Annotated in this window: 18 protein-coding genes; 12 read left to right on the top strand and 6 right to left on the bottom strand. The window is 74.6% G+C overall.

Annotated elements, in window-relative coordinates:
• Positions 1-5: 5 nt before the first annotated feature.
• Positions 6-539 carry a porin family protein gene (locus tag AACH11_RS20615; RefSeq protein WP_341376154.1) on the bottom strand — a complete coding sequence of 178 codons (534 nt, stop codon included), beginning with the start codon at positions 537-539 and terminating at the stop codon, positions 6-8.
• A 148-nt stretch (positions 540-687) separates the two neighbouring features.
• On the opposite strand from AACH11_RS20615, the gene AACH11_RS20610 reads away from it, so the two are divergent.
• The 10 genes from AACH11_RS20610 to AACH11_RS20565 all read left to right on the top strand — a co-directional run bounded on the left by AACH11_RS20610 (position 688) and on the right by AACH11_RS20565 (position 12,234).
• Positions 688-1,524 (top strand): Cof-type HAD-IIB family hydrolase, encoded by an 837-nt coding sequence (locus AACH11_RS20610; protein WP_341376153.1) that lies wholly within the window; start codon positions 688-690, stop codon positions 1,522-1,524.
• A 10-nt stretch (positions 1,525-1,534) separates the two neighbouring features.
• Positions 1,535-3,730: an extracellular solute-binding protein gene (locus AACH11_RS20605; RefSeq protein WP_341376152.1), complete on the top strand. Its 2,196-nt coding sequence runs from the start codon at positions 1,535-1,537 to the stop codon at positions 3,728-3,730.
• Positions 3,731-3,786: 56 nt separating this feature from the next.
• A complete protein-coding gene (locus AACH11_RS20600) occupies positions 3,787-4,821 on the top strand; it encodes a microcin C ABC transporter permease YejB (protein ID WP_341376151.1) in 1,035 nt (344 codons plus the stop codon).
• Between the two features lie 16 nt (positions 4,822-4,837).
• Positions 4,838-5,944, top strand: a complete 1,107-nt coding sequence (locus AACH11_RS20595; RefSeq protein WP_341376150.1) for an ABC transporter permease — start codon at positions 4,838-4,840, stop codon at positions 5,942-5,944.
• A 4-nt stretch (positions 5,945-5,948) separates the two neighbouring features.
• On the top strand, positions 5,949-7,580 hold the full coding sequence (locus AACH11_RS20590; protein ID WP_423228785.1) for an ABC transporter ATP-binding protein: 1,632 nt from the start codon (positions 5,949-5,951) through the stop codon (positions 7,578-7,580).
• Positions 7,581-7,724: 144 nt separating this feature from the next.
• Positions 7,725-8,546, top strand: coding sequence for a hypothetical protein (locus AACH11_RS20585; RefSeq protein ID WP_341376149.1), 822 nt, complete (start codon positions 7,725-7,727; stop codon positions 8,544-8,546).
• 94 nt (positions 8,547-8,640) lie between these two features.
• A complete protein-coding gene (locus AACH11_RS20580; RefSeq protein ID WP_341376148.1) occupies positions 8,641-9,270 on the top strand; it encodes a LysE family transporter in 630 nt (209 codons plus the stop codon).
• Positions 9,271-9,539: 269 nt separating this feature from the next.
• Positions 9,540-10,580 (top strand): ABC transporter substrate-binding protein, encoded by a 1,041-nt coding sequence (locus tag AACH11_RS20575; RefSeq protein WP_423228784.1) that lies wholly within the window; start codon positions 9,540-9,542, stop codon positions 10,578-10,580.
• A 38-nt stretch (positions 10,581-10,618) separates the two neighbouring features.
• Entirely contained in the window at positions 10,619-11,470 is an 852-nt protein-coding gene (locus tag AACH11_RS20570) for an ABC transporter ATP-binding protein (protein ID WP_341376196.1), read from the top strand.
• Positions 11,467-12,234, top strand: coding sequence for an ABC transporter permease (locus tag AACH11_RS20565; RefSeq protein WP_341376147.1), 768 nt, complete (start codon positions 11,467-11,469; stop codon positions 12,232-12,234). Before AACH11_RS20570 ends, AACH11_RS20565 begins: the two co-directional genes overlap by 4 nt.
• Here the strand turns inward: AACH11_RS20565 and AACH11_RS20560 are convergent.
• The gene (locus AACH11_RS20560; RefSeq protein ID WP_341376146.1) at positions 12,197-12,604 is read right to left on the bottom strand and encodes a DUF2917 domain-containing protein; all 408 of its coding nucleotides are present in this window, start codon (positions 12,602-12,604) and stop codon (positions 12,197-12,199) included. The two genes, AACH11_RS20565 and AACH11_RS20560, sit on opposite strands and share 38 nt — an antisense overlap.
• Before the next feature lie 153 nt (positions 12,605-12,757).
• Here AACH11_RS20560 and AACH11_RS20555 point away from each other — a divergent pair, with 153 nt between their 5' ends.
• Complete coding sequence (locus AACH11_RS20555; RefSeq protein ID WP_341376145.1) at positions 12,758-14,500, top strand: aminotransferase-like domain-containing protein; 1,743 nt, start codon at positions 12,758-12,760, stop codon at positions 14,498-14,500.
• Between the two features lie 116 nt (positions 14,501-14,616).
• Complete coding sequence (locus tag AACH11_RS20550; RefSeq protein WP_341376144.1) at positions 14,617-15,447, top strand: urease accessory protein UreD; 831 nt, start codon at positions 14,617-14,619, stop codon at positions 15,445-15,447.
• Between the two features lie 57 nt (positions 15,448-15,504).
• Here AACH11_RS20550 and AACH11_RS20545 read toward each other — a convergent pair whose 3' ends face one another.
• The 4 genes from AACH11_RS20545 to urtE form a co-directional block, all read right to left on the bottom strand.
• Complete coding sequence (locus tag AACH11_RS20545; protein WP_341376143.1) at positions 15,505-16,197, bottom strand: glutathione S-transferase family protein; 693 nt, start codon at positions 16,195-16,197, stop codon at positions 15,505-15,507.
• Positions 16,198-16,413: 216 nt separating this feature from the next.
• Positions 16,414-18,216 carry a S8 family serine peptidase gene (locus tag AACH11_RS20540; RefSeq protein WP_341376142.1) on the bottom strand — a complete coding sequence of 601 codons (1,803 nt, stop codon included), beginning with the start codon at positions 18,214-18,216 and terminating at the stop codon, positions 16,414-16,416.
• Between the two features lie 307 nt (positions 18,217-18,523).
• Entirely contained in the window at positions 18,524-19,870 is a 1,347-nt protein-coding gene (locus AACH11_RS20535) for a TIGR03862 family flavoprotein (RefSeq protein ID WP_423228787.1), read from the bottom strand.
• Between the two features lie 205 nt (positions 19,871-20,075).
• On the bottom strand, positions 20,076-20,780 hold the full coding sequence (gene urtE, locus AACH11_RS20530) for an urea ABC transporter ATP-binding subunit UrtE (RefSeq protein ID WP_341376140.1): 705 nt from the start codon (positions 20,778-20,780) through the stop codon (positions 20,076-20,078).
• Positions 20,781-20,908 lie beyond the last annotated feature (128 nt).

Below are 20,908 nucleotides of genomic sequence, written 5' to 3'. Positions count from 1 at the left end.
GGGGCTCAGAACTTCCAGTTCAGGCCGCCGGACAGCTGGTCGACGCGGTAGGTGGCGCCGGTGAACAGGCGCGCCCATTCCAGCGTGACGCTCAGCTGCGGGGTGACCGGCAGCTCGGCGCCGATGCCCCAGCTGACGTCGCTGTCGGTGTCGGCATCCGGCTGGCCCATCACGGTGTAGGCCATCTTGCCGCGGGTGGCGCCGATCAGGCCGTAGGCGCTGATCCCGGTATCGGCCACGGGCACGAAGCCGCGCAGGAAGGCGCCGTACCAGCGGTCGACGCGGATCGTCATCGGCAGGCCCATGACCTCGGCCTGGCCGGTCGAGGTGCCGCGGCCGACACGGGCCTCGAGCGCCAGCTGCGGCGCCAGCCGGGTGCCCAGGCTCAGCGTCCAGCCACCGGACTTGAAGGGGTCGAAGCCGTCCTCCTTGTAGGTCAGGCGACCGGCCTGCAGGCCGACGTGGAGGTCCTGCGCGGAGGCGGCAGGGGCGGCGGCCGCGACGAGCAGCGGCAGGATCAGGGCAGGAGACAGGCGCATGGGAGGTCGGAAGAGGACGGAACTGCGGAGGTGCGCGATGCTAGCGGCCCAGGTCAGCGGACACGATCCCCGGTCGGCGGGTGGACAGGGGATGGCGCTGCGCCGCCACCGCCCTCACCCGGTCCGATGGCTGGGCTAGCATCGCGCCATGACCCCGCTGCGCGCCATCGCCCTCGATCTCGACGGCACCCTGCTCGACGAACGCATGTCCATCCTGCCGGAGAACCGGCAGGCGCTGCAGGCCGCGCGCGAACGCGGCATCGAGGTGGTGCTGGTCACCGGCCGCCACCACCGCGCGGCCCAGGCCTTCCATGCCGAGCTGGCGCTGGACACGCCGGCCGTCTGCTGCAACGGCATCTACCTGCAGGACTACGCGCAGGACCGGCCGCTGCACGGGGATCCGCTGGCGGTCGAGCAGCGTCTGGCGCTGCTGGCACTGCTGCGCGGCGCCGGCCACCACGTGCTGGCCTACCTCGACCAGGGCTTCGCCTTCGAGGACACCGAGCCGGTGCTGCAGGAGGTGATGGACTGGGCGGCCACGCTGGCGCCGGCGCTGCAACCGCGCTTCGACCGGGTGGCCGATCTGGCGCCGGTGCTGGCGCAGGCGCCGCGGGTCTGGAAGATGGCCGTCAGCGTGCAGGACCCGGCCGAGGTGGCGCCGCTGGCCGCGCGCATCGGCGATGAACTCGGCCTGGGCACGCTGCAGACCGGGCCGCTGCGGCTGGACGTCGGCCGCCCGGGCCATGACAAGTCGACCGGGCTGGCGCGCTGGCTGGCCACCCGCGGCCTGAGCGCCGCGCAGGTGGTGGCCTTCGGCGACAACCACAACGACACCGCGATGCTGCGCGCCGCCGGCCACGGCGTGGCGATGGCCGGTGCACCTCAGGCCGTGCGTGAGGCCGCCGACGAGGTCTGCGGCTCGAACGAGCAGCCCTCGATCGCCGCCGTGCTGCAGCGGCTGCAGGCCGAGGGCCGGTTGGGCTGACGGGGCCGTGATGCGCCGCCGCCCCGTCCGCTGCCGTCCGTCCCTCCGGTCTGACCGGGGCGACCTCGCCGCCTCGCGCCCCCTGGACGACCGGTCCGATCCGGCCGACCCTGCCGCCGCGCCGGGCGACGCCGCCACCGCCGTACCCGCTCCGCCCGACGACGACGACGCCCCCCTGCCGCCACCCGGCCTGCGCCGGCGCCGCCTGCTGCAGTGGGGCACCGGGCTGGCCGGCGCGCTGGCCCAGGCCGCGGCCAGCGGTGCGCCGGCGGGCACGGCCGGTGCCGCGGCGAACGGCCCGGGCGCCGCGGCGTCCGGCAGCGGCAGCGCGCCACCCGCCGCCCCGGCCGGCACCCCACCCGCCTCCGCCTGGCCCATCGTCACCGGCCAGTGGGTGCACGCGCTGTCGGCCTACGCGCCGCCGCGCCACGGCCCGGACTTCCCCCACTTCCCCTACGTCCACCCGCGCGCGCCCAAGGGCGGCGTGCTGCGGCTGTCGAATCCGGACCGCCGCACCAGCTTCGACAAGCTCAACCCGTTCACGCTCAAGGGCGTGGCGCCGGCGGCCGTCAGCCTGTTCATGGTCGAGTCGCTGGCCACGCCGTCGATGGACGAGCCCGAGGCCTGGTACGGCCTGCTGGCCGAGGCGATGCGGGTCGAGCCCGACCTGTCGGCCGTCACGCTGCGGCTGCGGCCGCAGGCGCGCTTTTCCGACGGCTCGCCGGTCGAGGCCGCCGACGTGGTCGACACCGTGCGCCGGCTGCACGGCCCGCTGCTGTCGCCCGGCTATGCCACGCTGCTCGAAGGCCTGGGCACGCCCGAGGCGCTGGACGCGCGCACGGTGCGCATCCCGCTCAGGCGCCGGCAGGTCGAGACGGTGTTCGACGCGATCGGGCTGCCGGTGGTCTCGCGCCGCTGGGGCGCCGGCAAGCCGTTCAAGGACCTGGTCACCGAGCCGCCGATCTGCAGCGGCCCCTACGTGGTCGAGCGCGCCGAGATGCCCTCGCGGCTGACGCTGCAGCGCAACCCGGCCTACTGGGCGAGCGATCTGCCGGTGCGCCGCGGCCACTTCAACTTCGCGCGCATCGAGTACCGGCTCTACCAGGACGTGGCCGTGCGGCGCGAGGCCTTCAAGGCCGGCGAGTTCGACCTCCTGCGCGAGTACTCGGCCAGCCAGTTCGTGCGCACCCACCAGGGGCCGAAGTGGCGCGACGGGCGCATCGTCAAGGCGCGCTTTCCGATCGCCACCGGCTCGATGCTGCAGTCCACGCAGTTCAACCTGCGCAGCCCCAAGTTCCAGGACATCCGCGTGCGCGAGGCCATCGTGCGGGCCTGGGACTTCGCGGCGGTCAACCGCTTCCGCGTCTACGAGCCGTCGGAAAGCCTCTTCGCCAACACCGACTTCGCCGCCAGCGGCCTGCCCTCGGCCGCCGAGCGGGCACTGCTGGAGCCCTTCCGCGCCACGCTGCCGCCAGCCGTCTTCGGCCCGCCCTGGCGGGTGCCGGCCGGCCGCGGCGGCCCCGACCATGCGCAGGCCCTGCGCGACAGCCTGAAGACCGCCGCCCGCCTGCTGGCCGAGGCCGGCTGGACGGTGGGCGCCGACGGCCGGCTGCGCAACGCCAAGGGTGAGGCGCTGGAGGTCGAGTACCTGGAGCCCTCGTCCAACCCGTCGAGCGCGATCTTCAAGCGCAACCTCGACAAGCTGGGCATCGTGCTGCGCGAGCGCCAGGTCGACTACGCGCTCTACCGCCAGCGGCTGGAGAACTTCGACTTCGAGCTGATCACCATCGTCGAGGGCCAGTTCACGCTGCCCAGCGCGGGCACGCTCAAGGAGCTGTTCGGCTCGACATCGGCCGTCACGCCCGGCGGCGGCAACACCCGCGGCGTTCGCAGCCCGGTGGTCGACGCGCTGATCGCCCGGCTGGAGCAGGCGCGCAGCCTCGACGACCTGCGCACCGCGGCGCGCGCGCTCGACCGCGTGGTCATGCATTCCTGGTGGCAGGTGCCCGAGCTCTACAGCCGCACGCTGCCGCTGTCGTACTGGGCGCGCTTCGGCCTGCCGGCGGTGCCGGCGCCCTACATGGCCATCGATTCGCTGCCCGACAACCACAGCCAGCCCTGGCCGCTGTGGACCTGGTGGGACCGCAGCCTGGGTGACGGCGGGGCGCCAGCGGCCCCCGCCGCCCCGCGGCCGGCCGGCGGCTGAGCCCGGCGCCGCCCACCCCGATCCTCCGACCCACCCGCCCCCCGGAGCCCGACCCGATGCTGGCCTACCTGCTCAAGCGCGTGCTGCTGATGGTGCCCACGCTGCTGGGCGCGCTGACCCTCACCTTCGTCGTCATCCAGTTCGTGCCCGGCGGCCCCGTCGAGCAGGCGCTGGCCGAGGCACGCGCCTCGCGCAGCGCCGACGGCGAGGGCTACCGCGCCGCGCGCGACATCGACGCGAAACAGGTCGAGGAGCTCAAGCGCCTGTACGGCTTCGACAAGCCGGTCGGCCAGCGCTACCTCGACATGCTGGTGCAGTTCGCCCGCTTCGACCTCGGCCAGAGCTTCATGCACCACCAGGACGTGTGGACGCTGATCAAGAGCAAGCTGCCGGTGTCGATGAGCCTCGGGCTGTGGACCTTCGTCCTCAGCTACCTGATCTCGGTGCCGCTGGGCATGGCCAAGGCGCGGCGCGAGGGCACGCGCTTCGACACCGCCACCACGCTGCTGGTGCTGGTCGGCTACGCGATCCCCGGCTTCGTGCTGGGCGTGCTGCTGATCGTGCTGTTCGCCGGCGGCACCTTCCTCGACTGGTTCCCGCTGCGCGGCCTGGTCTCGGACGACTGGGCCAGCCTGTCCTGGCCCGCGCGCATCACCGATTACCTGTGGCACCTGACGCTGCCGCTGACCTGCATGGTGATCGGCAGCTTCGCCGTCACCACGCTGCTGACGCGCAACACCTTCGTCGAGGAGCTGCGCAAGCAGTACGTGATGGTGGCCCGCGCCAAGGGCCTGTCGCCGGGCCAGGTGCTGCGCCGCCACGTGCTGCGCAATGCGCTGATCCCGCTGGTCACCGGTTTTCCGTCGGCCTTCGTCGGCGCCTTCTTCGCCGGCTCGGTGCTGATCGAGACGCTGTTCTCGCTCGACGGCCTGGGCCTGCTGGGCTTCGAGGCGGTGCAGCGGCGCGACTACCCGGTGGTGCTGGGCTCGCTCTACCTGTTCACGCTGATCGGCCTCGTGGTCAAGCTGGTGTCGGACCTGCTGTACGTCTGGGTCGACCCGCGCGTGCAGTTCGGTGCCGCGCAACGCTGAAGGAAGGCCCGCGCGCATGACGATCCTGACCGACACCGCCCCGCCGGCCACCGCCACCGCCACCGCCACCGCCACCGCCACCGCCACGGGCCCGGCCCTGGCCGCCGGCCGCTCACCCGGCGCCCGCGCCTGGGCACGCTTCCGCCGCCACCGCCTGGGCTGGTGGTCGCTGTGGATCTTCGGCGTGCTGCTGGTGCTGGCGACCGCCGCCGAGCTCGTCAGCAACGACAAGCCCTTCGTCGCCCGCATCGACGGCCGCTGGTGGTTCCCGGTGATCGACAACCCGTCCGAGCGCGCGATCGGCGGCGACTTCGCCACCCCCACCGACTGGAAGGACCCCTGGGCCCAGGCCCGGCTGGCCGCGCCCGGCAACTGGGCGCTGCACGCGCCCAACCCGCACTCGGCCACCAGCACCGACTACTTCAGCCCCCAGCCCTCGCCGACGCCACCCTCGGCCCGCAACTGGCTGGGCACCGATCCGCAGGGCCGCGACATCGCCGCGCAGCTGCTCTACGGCTTCCGGGTCAGCATCTGGTTCGGCCTCGCGCTGACGGCCATCGGCACGCTGCTGGGCGTGGCCGCCGGGGCGGTGATGGGCTATTTCGGCGGCCGCACCGATCTGCTGATGCAGCGCGGCATCGAGATCTGGGGCGCGGTGCCCGAGCTCTATCTGCTCATCATCTTCGCCGCCATCTTCCAGCCCTCGCTCGGCCTGTTGCTGGTGCTGCTGAGCCTGTGGGGCTGGATGGGCCTGTCGGACTACGTGCGCGGCGAGTTCCTGCGCGTGCGCGCGCTCGACCACGTCAAGGCCGCGCGCGCGCTCGGCCTGGGGCCGGCGGCCATCATCTGGCGCCACGTGCTGCCCAACGCGATGACACCGGTGATCACCTTCATCCCCTTCCGCATGAGCGGGGCCATCCTGGCGCTGACCTCGCTGGACTTCCTCGGCCTGGGCGTGCCGCCGGACGTGCCCAGCCTGGGCCTGCTGCTGCAGCAGGGCAAGGCCAATCTGGATGCCTGGTGGATCATCGTGCCGACCTTCGTGCTGCTGGCGCTGACCATGCTGCTGCTGACCTTCATCGGCGACGCGCTGCGCGACGCCTTCGACACCCGCAAGGGCTGAAGCCGTGACCGCACCGCGCCCGCCCGCCCGCCACGCCCTGCTGGAGATCGCGCACCTGAGCGTGCGCTTCGGCACCACCGAGGTGGTGCAGGACCTGAGCCTGTCGCTGCAGGCCGGCCAGACGCTGGCGCTGGTCGGCGAATCGGGCTCGGGCAAGTCGGTGACCGCGCAGTCGGTGCTGCGCCTGCTCGACGACGCGCAGACCACCGGCTCGATCCGCTTCGACGGCCAGGAGCTGACCACGCTGGCCGAGCCCGCGCTGCGCGCGATCCGCGGCGCGCGCATCGGCATGATCTTCCAGGAGCCGATGACGGCGCTGAACCCGGTGCAGCGCATCGGCACGCAGATCGCCGAGGTGCTGGTGCTGCACCGGGGCCTGGGCGCCGCCGCCGCGCGCGAGCGGGCGATCGCGCTGCTGGCGCGCACCGGCATCGCCGAGCCCGAGCGGCGCATCGACGCCTACCCGCACCAGCTCTCGGGCGGCCAGCGGCAGCGGGCGATGATCGCGATGGCGCTGGCCTGCGCGCCGCAGCTGCTGATCTGCGACGAGCCGACCACCGCGCTCGACGTGACGGTGCAGGCGCAGATCCTGGAGCTGCTGGCCGGGCTGCAGGCCGAGTTCGGCATGGCCATCCTGTTCATCACCCACGACCTGAACCTGGTGCGGCGCTTCTGCGGCCAGGTCGGCGTGATGGCGCGCGGACGGCTGGTCGAGCAGGGGCCGACCGAGGCCGTCTTCGCCCAGCCGCAGCACCTCGACACCCGGCGCCTGCTGGCGACCCGGCCGCAGCGCCAGGTCGCGCCCGCGCCGGCCGACGCCCCGCTGGCGCTGCGCGCCGAGGACCTGCGCGTGGGCTTCGATGCCGGCGGGCCGTTCTGGCGCCGCCGGCGCTTCGCCGCGCTCGACGGCGTCAGCCTGCAGCTGCGGCGCGGCCACACGCTGGGCATCGTCGGCGAATCGGGCTCGGGCAAGACCACGCTGGGCCTGGCGTTGCTGGCGCTGCAGGGGCTCGACGGCGGCGCGGTCTGGCTGGGCGACGGCCCGGCCGCCCTGCGCCTGGACCGGGCCGAGCCGCGTGCGCTGCGCGCCGCCCGCGCCCGGCTGCAGGTGGTGCTGCAGGACCCGTTCGGCTCGCTGAGCCCGCGCCGCACCATCGGCCAGACGCTGGACGAGGGCCTGGCCCTGCACCAGCCGCAGCTCGACGCCGCGCAGCGCCTGGTGCGCGTGCAGGCGGTGCTCGACGAGGTCGGCCTGTCGGCCGATCGCGGCGTGCACGACGTGCTGGGGCGCTACCCGCACGAGTTCTCGGGCGGCCAGCGCCAGCGCATCGCGATCGCCCGCGCGCTGGTGCTGGAGCCCGAGGTGCTGATCCTCGACGAGCCGACCTCGGCGCTCGACGCCTCGGTGCAGCAGCAGGTGCTGGGCCTGCTGGCCGAGCTGCAGCGCCGGCGCGGCCTGGCCTATGTCTTCATCAGCCACGATCTGGCGGTGATCCGGGCGATGGCGCACGAGGTGATCGTGCTGCAGGCCGGCCGGGTGGTCGAGCAGCAGGCGGTCGACGCGCTGTTCGCCGCGCCGCGCAGCGACTGCACGCGGGCGCTGCTGGCCGCACTCGGGGAGCCGGTCGCCGGCTGAGGTCCGGCGGCCGCGCTCACCGGCGTGCACCGGCGTGCACGCGGGCCACCCCCCATCTGCCGGCCATCCGCGGTGTGGCGCATCGCACGACCGCGCCGCGCGGTGGCTTGCGCGGTGCGGCCAGGCTTCTACACTGCCGGCCCGATGAAGTCCGCCCCGTCCGCGTCTGTCCGGGCCCCTGCGGCCACACCCGCCTCGCCTGCCGCGGCCGCTGCCGGCACCGGTGGGGCGCTGGCCGCCGCCCCGCTGCTGGACCGCGAGCTGCAGCGCCTGCTGGCGCAGCAGGGCATCGAGGCCTGCCAGCTGGCGCTGGTCGAGCTCGACACGCTGGGCTGCAGCCTGCGCTGGCAGCTCGATGCCCGCGGCCGCACCCGCCACGGCCGCGGTGAAGGCGGTCTGTCGGCCGCCGGTCTGAATGCCGTGACCGCCATCGGCCGCACCACCGACGACAGCCCGCAGCTGCAGCGCCTGAGCCCGCGCCGCTGGTCGCTGGCCTGGCGGGTGGACGCGCTGCAGGCCGTCCATGCCGAGCTGCAGTTCGGCCAGAACCGGGCCCGGCTCGACCCGCAGGACGCCTGGCCACTGCAACTGATGTGCGCGGCCGCGCTGCGCCATGCGGCCAGCCGGGTGGCCCCCGAGGCGGACGGCCCGTCCGGCGCGGGGGCCGCACGCTGGCGCCGTCGGGCGGCCATCGCCCTGGTGCTGAGCGCCAGCGTGGCCGGCCTGGCGCTGAGCGCGGCCCTGGCGCCGGGCGACGATGGCGCGCTGGCCCTGGCCCGGCCCACGCTGCGCACGATGGCGATGATCCTGAGCGCCTGCTGCGGCGCCGCCGCGCTGGCCCTGCTGTGGTCGGCCCGGCCCGAGGCCGAGGTGCTGGACGAGGAGGCCGGGCCGATCGCCACCACGGCCTCCGCCCCCCCGGCCGCCGAGGGCCATCCCCGCACCGGAACGCGCCCCCGTCCTTGACCCCGCACGGGACCGGGCGCGGCAGGGGCCGCGGCCCGGCCATCTGTCCTATCCTGTCCGCCCTGTTCCTGTCACCCCCGCGCGTCCTTCCGCCATGGATCTCTCCGTCTGGCTCGCCTTCTTCGCCGCCGCCTGGGCCATCAGCCTGTCGCCGGGTGCCGGCGCCGTCGCCGCCATGAGCGCCGGGCTGAACCTGGGCTTTCGCCGCGGCTACGTCACCACCTTCGGCCTGGTGGCCGGCATCTGGACCCAGGTCGCGCTGATCGGCGTCGGCCTCGGCGCGGTGGTGGCCACCAGCGCCACCGCCTTCGCGGTCATCAAGTGGATCGGCGTCAGCTACCTGGTGTGGCTGGGCATCCAGCAGTGGCGCGCACCGGCCCGGCCGCTGGCCACGCGCGATGCGGACGCGCCGCCGCCGACGCTCGGCCGCCAGATCGGCCGCGCCTGGGTCATCAACGCGCTCAACCCCAAGGGCACGGTCTTCCTGCTGGCCGTGGTGCCGCAGTTCCTGGACCTGGCGCAGCCGCTGGCGCCGCAGTACCTGATCATCGCCGCCACGCTGGGCTTCACCGATCTGGTGGTGATGGCCGGCTACACCGCGCTGGCCGCCCGGCTGCTGCGCACGCTGCGCTCGGAGCGCCATCTGAAGGCGATGAACCGCGTCTTCGGCGCCTGCTTCATGCTGGCCGGCAGCCTGCTGGCCCTGGTGCGCCGCGGCACCTGAGGCGGACGGCCGCGGCCGCCGTCGCGCCCCGCGCCGGTGCATCACGGGCCGGCTGCTGCGGCCGCGGGTGCGCACGGAGCTTGCTGTCAGGGTCGGCATCCGGCGCGCCGCCCGCGGTCGACCGGAACGTCCCCTCGACTTCCGCACCGCCCATGTCGCCCACGCTGCCCGTATCCGCCCCGGCTTCCGCCCCGGTTCCCGCTGTCCGCGCCCCGTCCGGCCATCGCCGTGCGGGCCTGGGCCGACGGCGGCGGACGGCCACGCTGGCCGTGCTCGGCTTGGTTGGCAGTCTGGTGGGCGGCCTGGTGGGCAGCCTGGTCCCGGACACCGCCCGGGCCCAGGCGGCCGAGACGCCGGTGAAGTTCCAGCTCGACTGGCGCTTCGAGGGCCCGAGCGCCTTCTTCCTGCTGCCCGCCGCCCAGGGCCTGTTCAAGGCCGAGAAGCTGGACGTGAGCATCGACGCCGGCAACGGCTCGGCCAACGCGATCAACCGCGTGGCCTCCGGCACCTACGACATGGGCTTCGCCGACATGGCCGCGCTGATGGAGTTCCACGCCAACAACCCCGGCGCGCCGTCGCGGCCGGTGGCGGTGATGATGGTCTACAACGCCACGCCGGCCGCCGTCCTCAGCCTGAAGAAGACCGGCATCGCCGGCCCGAAGGATCTGGCCGGCCGCAAGCTCGGCGCGCCGGTGTTCGATGCCGGCCGACGCGCCTTCCCGATCTATGCCAAGGCCAACGGCATCGGCCCGGTGAACTGGGTCAGCATGGACCCGCCGCTGCGCGAGACCCTGCTGGTGCGCGGCGACGTCGACGCCATCACCGGCTTCTACTTCACCAGCCTGCTCAACCTGGAGGCGCGCGGCGTCAAGGCCGAGGACGTGGCGGTGCAGCTCTACCCGCAGCACGGGGTCAAGCTCTACGGCAACGCCATCATCGTCAACGAGGCCTTCCTCAAGAAGAACCCGGAGGCGGTCAAGGGCTTCCTGCGCGCCTTCGCCAAGGGCGCGAAGCAGGTGATCGCCGATCCCAAGGCCGCCATCGGTCTCGTCAAGGCGCGCGACGGCATCATCCACGCCGAGCTGGAGGAACGCCGGCTGAAGCTGGCCATCGACTTCGCGGTGGCCACGCCGGATGCGCGCGCCGAGGGCTTCGGCGAGGTCAGGCTGCCGCGCCTGGCGCTGATGGCCAGCCAGGTCGCCGACGCCTACGCGACCAAGACCCGCATCAACCCCGAGGCCGTCTGGATACCCGGTTATCTGCCGGCCCCGGCCGAGCGCGACATCTTCTCGGTCAAGGCCCGCAAGTGAGCGGCACCGCACGCGCGGCCGCACCGGAGCCGGGGCCGGTGCCGGGCAGCGACGCGCCCTTCGTCGATTTCCGCGACGTCTGGCTGGCCTACTCGCCCGCGCTGCAGGCCGCCGGCCAGTACGCGGTCGAGGCCATCGACCTGCAGGTGCGCGAGGGCGAGTTCATCGCCATCGTCGGCCCCTCGGGCTGCGGCAAGTCCACCTTCATGAAGCTGGCCACCGGGCTGAAGGCGCCCAGCCGCGGCACGGTGCGCATCGACGGCGCGCCGGTCGACGGGCCGCTGAAGATCACCGGCATGGCCTTCCAGGCGCCCAGCCTGCTGCCCTGGCGCACGGTGCTGGCCAACGTGATGCTGCCGCTGGAGATCGTCGAGCCGCACCGCAGCCAGTTCAAGCGCCGCCGCGCCGAACACGAGGCCCGCGCCCGCGCGCTGCTGCGCAGCGTCGGCCTGGCCGGCCACGAGGACCAGTACCCGTGGCAGCTGTCGGGCGGCATGCAGCAGCGCGCCAGCATCTGCCGCGCGCTGATCCACGAGCCGCGCATGCTGCTGCTCGACGAGCCCTTCGGCGCGCTCGACGCCTTCACCCGCGAGGAGCTCTGGTGCACGCTGCGCGACCTGCAGGCGGCGCAGCGGTTCAACGTCATCCTGGTCACCCATGACCTGCGCGAGAGCGTGTTCCTGGCCGACACCGTCTACGTGATGAGCCAGCGCCCCGGCCGCTTCGTCGTGCGCCGCGAGATCGACCTGCCGCGCCCGCGCGATCTGGAGCTGACCTACACGCCGGCCTTCACCGCCATCGTGCACGAGCTGCGCGGCCACATCGGCGCGGCCCGCACGGCCATCGGTACCGCATCCGGGGCACCCGGAGCACACGGAGCACCCGCATGACCGCCCGCCGTCTCGAAGCCTGGGCGCCGTGGGCGCTGCTGCTCCTCACCCTGCTCGTCTGGCAGGGGCTGTGCAGCGCCTTCTCGGTCAGCGAGTTCGTCTTTCCGAGCCCGCTGCGCATCGCCGAGCAGGCCGTCGAGTTCCGCGGCGAGATCGGCCGGCATGCGTGGCGCACCTTCTGGGTCACGCTGGCGGGCTTCGGCCTGGCCATCGTCTTCGGCGTGCTGCTGGGCTTCCTGGTCGGCAGCTCGCGCCTGGCCTACGCGGCCATCTATCCGCTGATGACCGGCTTCAACGCGCTGCCCAAGGCGGCCTTCGTGCCGATCCTGGTGGTGTGGTTCGGCATCGGCGTCGGGCCGGCCATCCTGACCGCCTTCCTGATCAGCTTCTTCCCGATCACCGTCAACATCGCCACCGGCCTGGCCACGCTGGAGCCGGAGCTGGAGGACGTGCTGCGCGTGCTCGGCGCACGGCGCTGGGACGTGCTGATGAAGGTCGGCCTGCCGCGCACGCTGCCGCACTTCTTCGGCTCGCTGAAGGTGGCCATCACGCTGGCCTTCGTCGGCACCACCGTCAGCGAGATGACGGCGTCCAACGAGGGCATCGGCTACCTGCTGGTGTCGGCCGGCAGCGCGATGCAGATGGGCCTGGCCTTCGCCGGCCTGGTGGCCGTCGGTGCGATGGCGATGGGCATGTACGAGGCCTTCAGCCTGCTGGAGCGCCGGCTCACCGGCTGGGCGCACCGCGGCTCGCAAGCGGCCTGAGCGTGCGCCGGCGGCGCAGCCGGGCGGCACCGGCGCGCAGCAGGCCTTCGAGCAGGCCGAGGCCGGCATCGATCAGCAGCGCGCGCGGCGGCGGCTCCAGCCGCAGGCGCACGGTCTGGCCCGGCTCGGCCTCGATCACCACCGCGCCGGGCTCGCCCAGCGGCCACTGGGCACCGGGCTCCAGGTGGTGGTCGTCGAGGTCGCCGCGGCAGGTCAGCCACAGCCGGCCCTGCAGCAGGTGCAGACGGCGCGGGGCGTGGCCGGTGACCGCCGGCAGGCGCAGCGCCTGGCCGGCCGGCAGCGTGATGGTGTGGCCGCGGGCCAGCTGGCGGACCCGCTCGTCGGACAGGAGGGTGGGCTTGCGGTTCATGGGCACCGATGATGCCGGCCACCGCCCGGAGCTGACAGCCACAGTCAGGTGCAGACCGCACCAGCACAGCGCGTGATGCACGGCATCTGTGCCGGTGGGCACGGCCGGCGTCTGTGCTGGTCGGGGCCCGGCACCGCACCGCACAATCGGCCCATGAACCCGTCCGATCCGACCCTGACGCCCCGCCCGAGCCCCACGCCCGCGCGGCGCGGCATCGGTCGGACGACGGCGATCGGCGCGCGGACGCTGACGGCCGGTACGGCCACCAGCCCCACCACCAGCCCGACCACCAACCCGGCCACCGCGACCGAGGCCACGGCGACCCCGCCGCGCGCGCCGGCTGGCGCACGGCCGGCCGCCCCGGCCGCGGACACGCCCGCCACCGCCGCCGACGAACGCCCGCTCTACCAGCAGCTGGCCGACCGGCTGGCGCAGCTGATGGACAGCGGCGCGCTGGCCGCCGGCACGCGGCTGCCGTCGGTGCGCGAGGCGGCGGCGGAGCAGCTGGTGTCGGTGTCCACCGTGCTGCAGGCCTACCGCCTGCTGGAGGACCAGGCCCGCATCGAGGTGCGGCCGCGTTCGGGCTATTTCGTGCGCCGCACGCCCGATCGCCAGCCGGCCCGCGACGGCGCGGTCAACGCCGACGGCAGCCCCCCGGCGCCCGGCGGCGCCCGCCGCTCCGGCCGCCGTACCGCGCTGGCCGAGCCGGCGCCCTCGCATCCGCCCGTCGACGCGCAGGACGTGGGCATCAGCGCGCTGACCGAGCAGGTGATGCGCGCGGCCGCCGATCCGGCCGTGATCTCCTTCGGCGCCGCCTGCCCCGAACCCGAGCTGTTCGACCAGGAGCGGCTGCGCCGCGCGCTCAGCCAGGCCACGCTGCGCCACCGCGGCTCGCTGCAGCTGTACCCGCCGCCACTCGGCCACGAGGGTCTGCGCCAGGCGATCGCGCGCCGCAGCCTGTCGATGGGCTGCACGCTGCGGCCGCAGGACATCGTGCTGACCAGCAGCTGCACCGCCTCGGTCGCGCTGTGCCTGCAGACGGTGACGCGGCCCGGGGACACGGTGGCGCTGGAATCACCGACCTGCTTCTCCTTCCTGCAGATGCTCGAAGCCCTGCACCTGAAGGCCCTCGAGATCCCGACCCACCCGCGCCACGGCCTGAGCGTGGACGCGCTGGCCCTGGCCCTGCGCACGCAACCGGTGCGCGCGGTGCTGGCCGTGCCCACGCTGCAGAACCCGCTGGGCGCGAGCATGCCGCTGGTCGAGCGCCAACGTCTGGCCGAGCTGCTGGCCGAGCACCAGGTGCCGCTGATCGAGGACGTCATCTTCAACGCGCTGGCCGAGCACGAGGAGCACCGCCGCACCGTCAAGTCCTTCGACCGCGAAGGGCTGGTGATGCTGTGCGGCGGCTTCTCCAAGACGCTGGCACCGGGGCTGCGCGTGGGCTGGCTCGAAGCCGGCCGCCACACCGAGGCGCTGCGCCGGCGCCAGGCGGCGATGATCGGCGGCCACACCGGCGTGGTCGAGGCGGCGATGGCCGATCTGCTGGAGCAGCCCGGCATGCAGGCCCAGTTGCGTCGCCTGCGCAACACCCACGCGCCGCGCATCGCCGAGGGCCGCACGCTGATCGCCGAGCTGTTTCCGGCCGGCACCCGGGTCACCGATCCGGCCGGCGGCATCATGCTGTGGGTCGAGCTGCCGCCGCGCTTCGACACGCTGGCGCTGTTCCATGCCGCGCTGGCCGAGGGCATCTGCATCGCGCCGGGCGCGATGTTCAGCGCCAGCACCCGCTACCGCCACTGCCTGCGGCTGAGCGTCAGCGCACCGTGGACGCCGGCCCGGCGCGCGGCGCTGGCCCGGCTGGGCGAACTGATCGCGGCCCAACAGGACAACTGAGGCCCCACCGACCCCGCGCGGCGCACCGGCACACGGGGGGCGCGCGGTCCGCGGCCCTACACTGGCGGCCTCCTCCTCGCATCCGATCGCGCGTCCTCGCGGCGCGCCCCCGCGTCATGGGCTGGCACGGCCATCTGCAACTCGATTACACGCGCGACGGCGACCGCACGATCGCGCTGGACCGCCACCACGGCCCGCTGCGCGTGCTGCAGCGGCTCTACCCCGAAGGCGACGCGATCTGCCACCACGTGCTGGTGCATCCGCCGGGCGGCATCGCCGGCGGCGACGTGCTGGCGCTCGACGGCCAGCTCGCCAGCGGCACCCATGCGGTGATCACCACGCCCGGCGCCACCCGCTTCTACCGCAGCGCCGGGCCGCTGGCCGAGCAGCAGGTGCACTTCACGCTGGCCGACGGCGCGCGGCTGGAATGGCTGCCGCTGGAGACCATCGCCTACCCGTCCTGCCAGGTCGACAACACGCTGCGCTTCGACCTCGCCCCCACCGCGCAACTGATGGGCTGGGATCTGCTGGCCCTCGGCCTGCCGGCGGCCGGCCAGGCCTGGACCGGCGGCCGCTATGCGCAGCGGCTGGAACTGCCCGGCCGCTGGCTGGAGCGCGGCGTGCTCGACAGCGCGGACCGCCTGCTGCTGGACTCACCGCTGGGTCTGGCCGGCCACGGCGTGCTGGCCACGCTGTTCCTGGCCGACGGCGCGGCGATGACCCGCACCCGGCGCGAGGACCTGCTGGAGGCCGCCCGCGAGCGCATCGAGGCCAGCCCGCTGACCCCGCAGGCCGGCGTCAGCGCCCTCGACGAGGGCCTGATCGTGCTGCGCGTGCTGGCCGACCGGGTCGAGCCGGCGATGACGCTGCTGCAGCAGGTGCGCGCCGCCTGGCGGCCGCTGCACTGGGGCCTGCCGGCCCACACGCCGCGCATCTGGCGGATGTAGCACCCGCGGCCTGCGGTCCGCCGTCCGCAGGCCGCAGTCCACGCCTGACGCCCGGACTCAGGCGTAGGCGTAGGGCCCGCCGAGCGCCAGCGCACGCTGCCAGGCCGGCCGCGCATGGATGCGGGCCAGCCAGTCCTGGATCGCCGGCCAGCGCGCGTCGAGCCCGGCGCGCGCGGCCGCGGCCTCGATCGGGAAGCTCATCATCACGTCGGCGGCGCTGAAGGCGGTGCCGGCGAACCAGCCGTCGCGCTGCAGCTCGGCCTCGATCCAGTCCCATTGACGCCTCAGATTGGGCGTCACCAGCAGCGCCCGCAGCCGCTCGCCGATGGCGCATGCCACCGGCCGCACCAGCCAGGGCGTGGCCGATCCGCCCAGCCGGCTGGCCACCAGCTGCAGCAGCAGCGGCGGCATGGCCGAGCCCTCGGCGAAATGCAGCCAGTAGGTCCAGCGCAGGGCCTCGGGCGTGCCCGGCGGCGGGCGCAGCCGGCCCTGGCCGTGGCGCTCGATCAGGTACTCGACGATGGCGCCGGTCTCGGCGACCACGCGCGGCGCCCCCTCACGCGCGGCATCGACGTCATCGACGATGACCGGGCTCTTGCCCAGCGGATGCACCTGCAGCAGCGCGGGCGGCGCCAGCAGCGTCTGCGGATCGCGCGGATGGCGCACGACCTGGGCCGGCAGGCCCAGCTCCTCCAGCAGCCACAGCACGCGCTGCGACCGCGAGTTCTCCAGATGGTGGACGGTGATCATCGGGGCTCCGTGTCGGCGGTCCGCCGATCGCCGGGCCGGCCGCTGCGCCCGGCGGGTGCCGGACCGGCGCGGATCATGCCCGGCTGGCCCGGCACCGGCCAGCCCGGCGGCCCGAGACCCCGGACACGCCGCGGTCTCGGCCGTGGCCGCACGGCCATCACCACACAGTCATCACCGCACGGCCATCACCACCCGCCCGCGCGCCTCAGGCGCCGGTCACTGGCGCAGCTGCAGCGCGTAGCTGCCGCTCCTGGCGCCGCTGGCGCGACTGACGGCCACGACATAGGTCGCCGCCGCCGTGCCGGTGTGGCTGGCCAGCGCATAGGCCTGGGCGCCGCTGGCCGAGGACGTGGCGCTGCCCACCAGCGTGCCGGCGCTGGTGTAGACCTTGACCGTGGCCCCCAGCGTCGAGGCCGGGCTCAGCCGCGCACCCAGCGTGCGGCCGGCGGCCACGCTGATGCGGTAATGGTCGACATCGGTGGACGCGCTCAGGCTGCCGCTGATGGCCAGCGTGTCGCCGCTGACGGTCTGGCCGGTCGCCAGGCTGTCGTTGGCGGCCGTGGTCTCGCTCACGCGGGTGGCCACCGGCACGGCAGCGGCCGCGGCCGCGGCGACGGCCGCACCGGCATCGAGCAGACCGGCGCCGCAGCCGCTGCAGGCCACCGGGAAGGCGCGCGCCGAGCTGCGCAGCAGCTGGTCGAGCTGCTCGACCGTCAGCGCCGGGTTGCGGCCCAGCATCAGCGCGGCCGTACCAGCGACATGCGGGGTGGCCATCGAGGTGCCCTGGTACCAGGCCAGCGTGTCGGCGCCCGGCGTGGTGGTGCCGGTGTTGAGCGTGGACAGGATGCCGTCGGCGGCGCCGCTGCGCATGTCGCCGCCGGGTGCGGCCAGCGCCACCGGTGCCCCGTAGTTGCTGTAGTAGGCGCGGGCGCCGGTGCGGCCGACGGCGGCCACCACCGTCGTGCCCTGGCAGTTGGCCGGCGTGGCGCTGCTGGCCGCGGTGGCCGCGTTGCCGGCCGCCACCACCACCAGCGCACCGCGCGAGCGCGCGCCGGTGATGGCCGTCTGCAGCGTGGTGCCGCAGCTGCCCGTGCCGCCCAGCGACAGGTTGATCACGCGGGCCACGGTCGGGTTGGCCGACAGGCCGCTGACGGTGCCGCCCGAGGCCCAGGTGATGGCGTCGGCGATGTCCGAGGTGTAGCCGCCGCACTGGCCCAGCACGCGCAGCGGCTGGATGCGCGCGCCCGGCGCCACGCCGGCCACGCCGCTGCCGTTGTCGGCCACGGCCGCGATGGTGCCGGCCACATGCGTGCCGTGCCAGCTGCTGGCCGCCGCCGCGCTGCCGCTGCCGCAGGCCCCGGCGGCCACGCCGTCGCCGGCATCCAGCGCATCACCGTCGCGCGCGTTGCCGTCGGCGGCGATGGTCGCGCTGCTGATGAAGTCGTGGCCGGTGACGATGCGGGCGACCAGATCGGCGTGCGGCCGGTAGCCGGTGTCGACCACCGCCACCACGGTGTTGCCACCGGTGGTCGAGGCCCAGGCCGCCGGCGCGCGGATGCCGGCCGTGGCCTCCCACAGCGCCCACTGGCTGCCATAGCTGGCGTCGTTGGGCTGGGTGGTGCTGGCGTGCTGCAGCACCAGGTCGGGCTCGGCGTACTCGATGTCGCTGTCGGCGCTCATCACCGAGGCGGCCAGCGCCCGCGCACCGGCGGCGCTGACGGCGCGGTCGAGCTGCATCACCTGGGCCGCCTGGGCGGTGGCGCGCAGGCGCGTCATCTGCACGCCGCCGCGCTGCACGGCCTCGTGGGCGCGGGCCATGGTCTGGCTGTCGGGCGAGCGCTCGGCAGCACTGCCGCTGCGGTACTTGATGATCAGGCGGTCGGTGAGCAGCGCGGTGGTGGATTCGGCGGCACGGGCCGGCGACAGGACGCTGCCGCACAGGGCGGCGGCCGCGGCGATGGCGGACAGGATCAGCAGCCGTCGCGGCGACGGCAGCGGGGCGGACACACGGTCGGACATGGGGCAGGTTCCGTTCGGACGGGGGAACGCGGGCGGGCGGCCACGGCCCTGGCCGGAAACCACGGAGCCCGCGCGACGGCCCTCGCCCGCCCGGCCCGCAGGCCGCGACGCGACGGCCGCCAGCGCGCCCGCGGTCCCCGGACAGGTCGGCACACACCGCCCAGGACTGCCGACGATTGTGGTGAGCGTGTGTTGCTGGATGTGTCGACGCGCGGTGCCGACGGGCCGCGCCGCCCGGTTCCGGGGGGTGGGGGATCCGTGACGGGCGCCGTCGGGGTGCCGCTGCGGCCGGCTCGGCCGCCCGGCGTCAGCCGCCCGGCGTCAGCCGCTGCGCCAGCCCGCGCCCGGCCACCCGGCCGCTGGCGAAGGCCGCGGTCAGCAGGTAGCCGCCGGTCGGCGCTTCCCAGTCCAGCATCTCGCCGCAACAGGCCACGCCGGGCAGCGCGGTCAGCTGCAGCGTCGCGTCCAGCGCCTCGCGCCGCACGCCGCCGGCGCTGCTGATGGCCTCGGCCATCGGCCGCGGCGCGCCCAGCACCAGCGGCCAGGCCTTGAGCTCGGCCGCCAGACCGGCGGGGTCGCGCGCCAGGCGCTGCGTCAGCTCCTCGGCCGACCAGCGCTCGCGCAGCAGCGCGGCCTTGACGCCGTCGAGCCCGATCTGCGCCTTCAGGTGGCTGGAGACCGAGCGGCTGCCGCGGCCGCGGCCCAGCTCGGTGGCCAGGCGCGCGGCGTCGCGGCCGGGCAGCAGGTCGAGGTGGATCGTGGCCTGGCCGTCGCGGGCGATGGCCTCGCGCACGCGGGCCGAGGCCGCGTAGACCAGGCTGCCCTCGATGCCGCTGGCCGTCACCACGCATTCACCGGCGCGGTCGAAGGCCGGTGCGCCGGTGGCGGCCGCGTCCTGGTCGAAGCGCAGGCGCACCGACTTCAGCGGCGCGCCGGCATGGCGCTCGACGAAATGGGCGCTCCAGGGCGTGGCGAGGTCGAAGCCGCAGTTGGCCGCGCGCAGCGGTGCCAGCGCGACGCCGCGCGCGGCCAGCCAGGGCTGCCAGGCGCCGTCGCTGCCCAGCTGCGGCCAGCTGCCGCCGCCCAGCGCCAGCACCAGCGCATCGGGCTGCAGCACGCGCGGGCCGGCGGGCGTGTCCAGGCGCAGCGTGGTCGGCGCATCGCCCGGCAGCCAGCCGCTCCAGCGCTGGCGCACCTGGACGACGAGGCCGGCCGCGCGCAGCCGGTGCAGCCAGCCACGCAGCAGCGGCGCGGCCTTCATCTCCTGCGGGAAGACCCGGCCGGAGCTGCCGACGAAGGTGTCGATGCCCAGGCCCTGGGCCCAGTCGCGCAGCGCGGCGGCATCGCCCCCGGGTGCGGCCAGCCACTGGCCGACCCAGTCGGCGGCCTCGGCATAGCGGGCGGTGAAGGGCGCGGCGGGCTCGCTGTGGGTCAGGTTCAGGCCGCCCTTGCCGGCCAGCAGGAACTTGCGGCCCAGGCTGGGCATGGCGTCGAACAGCACGACGCGCTGTCCGGCGGCCAGCAGCTCCTCGGCCGCGGCCAGGCCGGCGGGGCCGCCGCCGACGATGGCGACCCAGGGTCGCGCCAGCGTGGCCAGCGGATCGGCGCCGGCGGGCGTCGGGCCGGCAGGCGGGGCCGAGGGAGAGGGTGGCATCGCGCCGCGGTCACCGGTGTCGGCACGGGTGGCGACCGGGGTGTCGGCAGGGGCGGGGGCGCCGTCAGCGGCGGAAGGCAGGGTCGGATTCGTCATCGGCCGCGCAGTCTACGACCGCGGCCGCACCGGCGGCCGTGCGCAAGGCGCGCCCGGGCCGCCCGACAGAGGATCCGCGCCCGCCGGCGGGGGGAACGCGGCGGCGGCGTCAGATGGCCACGCGCTGGCGCACGCCGTCGGCCTCCATGTCGGCGCCGCGGCCGCGGGCGATGATCTCGCCGCGTTCCATGACGATGTACTGGTCGGCCAGTTCGGCGGCGAAGTCGTAGTACTGCTCGACGAGGACGATGGCGATGGGGTGGCCGTCGAGGCCTTCGTCGGCAAGCGTGCGGATGACGCGGCCGATGTCCTTGATGACGCTGGGCTGGATGCCTTCGGTGGGTTCGTCGAGCAGCAGCAGCTTGGGGCTGGAGGCGAGTGCGCGGGCGATGGCGAGCTGTTGCTGCTGGCCGCCGGAGAGGTCGCCGCCGCGGCGGGCGAGCATCTGCTTGAGGACGGGGAACAGGGTGTAGAGCTGTTCGGGGATGCGGCTGGTGCCGGGGCGGGAGGCCAGGCCCATGCGCAGGTTGTCCTCGACGGTGAGGCGGTTGAAGATCTCGCGGCCCTGGGGGACGTAGCCGACGCCCAGGCGCACGCGGTCGTAGGCGGTGGCGCGGGTGATGTCGGTGCCGTCGAGGGTGATGCGGCCGGTCTTGGCGGGGACGACGCCCATCAGGCTCTTGAGCAGGGTGGTCTTGCCGACGCCGTTGCGGCCGAGAACGACGGTGACTTCGCCGGCCTGGGCGTCGAGGGCGAGGTTGCGCAGGATGTGGCTGCCGCCGTAGTACTGGTTGAGGCTGTCGACTGTGAGCATCTCTGGGGTCCTGTCCTGCGGTTCAGCGGTTTTCTGTCGCTGCGGGGGGCGGATTCTTCGGGTTGGAGGCTGTGGTGGTTCGGGCGGGATGGTGGGGGGGCGGTTCGCGCGCTGGGGCGGGGGGGTGT

Source organism: Pseudaquabacterium rugosum (assembly GCF_038066575.1).
In the GTDB taxonomy this organism is placed as follows: Bacteria; Pseudomonadota; Gammaproteobacteria; order Burkholderiales; family Burkholderiaceae_C; genus Pseudaquabacterium; species Pseudaquabacterium rugosum.
This window is presented reverse-complemented; position numbering and strand designations above follow the sequence as displayed.

Coding starts and splice junctions, on each gene's coding strand:
- AACH11_RS20595 (WP_341376150.1), top strand. CDS start 4,838: ATGACGATCCTGACCGACACCGCCCCGCCGGCCACCGCCACCGCCACC.
- AACH11_RS20555 (WP_341376145.1), top strand. CDS start 12,758: ATGAACCCGTCCGATCCGACCCTGACGCCCCGCCCGAGCCCCACGCCC.
- AACH11_RS20540 (WP_341376142.1), bottom strand. CDS start 18,216: ATGTCCGACCGTGTGTCCGCCCCGCTGCCGTCGCCGCGACGGCTGCTG.
- AACH11_RS20580 (WP_341376148.1), top strand. CDS start 8,641: ATGGATCTCTCCGTCTGGCTCGCCTTCTTCGCCGCCGCCTGGGCCATC.
- AACH11_RS20600 (WP_341376151.1), top strand. CDS start 3,787: ATGCTGGCCTACCTGCTCAAGCGCGTGCTGCTGATGGTGCCCACGCTG.
- AACH11_RS20605 (WP_341376152.1), top strand. CDS start 1,535: ATGCGCCGCCGCCCCGTCCGCTGCCGTCCGTCCCTCCGGTCTGACCGG.
- AACH11_RS20610 (WP_341376153.1), top strand. CDS start 688: ATGACCCCGCTGCGCGCCATCGCCCTCGATCTCGACGGCACCCTGCTC.
- AACH11_RS20615 (WP_341376154.1), bottom strand. CDS start 539: ATGCGCCTGTCTCCTGCCCTGATCCTGCCGCTGCTCGTCGCGGCCGCC.
- AACH11_RS20560 (WP_341376146.1), bottom strand. CDS start 12,604: ATGAACCGCAAGCCCACCCTCCTGTCCGACGAGCGGGTCCGCCAGCTG.
- AACH11_RS20535 (WP_423228787.1), bottom strand. CDS start 19,870: ATGCCACCCTCTCCCTCGGCCCCGCCTGCCGGCCCGACGCCCGCCGGC.
- urtE (WP_341376140.1), bottom strand. CDS start 20,780: ATGCTCACAGTCGACAGCCTCAACCAGTACTACGGCGGCAGCCACATC.
- AACH11_RS20565 (WP_341376147.1), top strand. CDS start 11,467: ATGACCGCCCGCCGTCTCGAAGCCTGGGCGCCGTGGGCGCTGCTGCTC.
- AACH11_RS20545 (WP_341376143.1), bottom strand. CDS start 16,197: ATGATCACCGTCCACCATCTGGAGAACTCGCGGTCGCAGCGCGTGCTG.
- AACH11_RS20585 (WP_341376149.1), top strand. CDS start 7,725: ATGAAGTCCGCCCCGTCCGCGTCTGTCCGGGCCCCTGCGGCCACACCC.
- AACH11_RS20550 (WP_341376144.1), top strand. CDS start 14,617: ATGGGCTGGCACGGCCATCTGCAACTCGATTACACGCGCGACGGCGAC.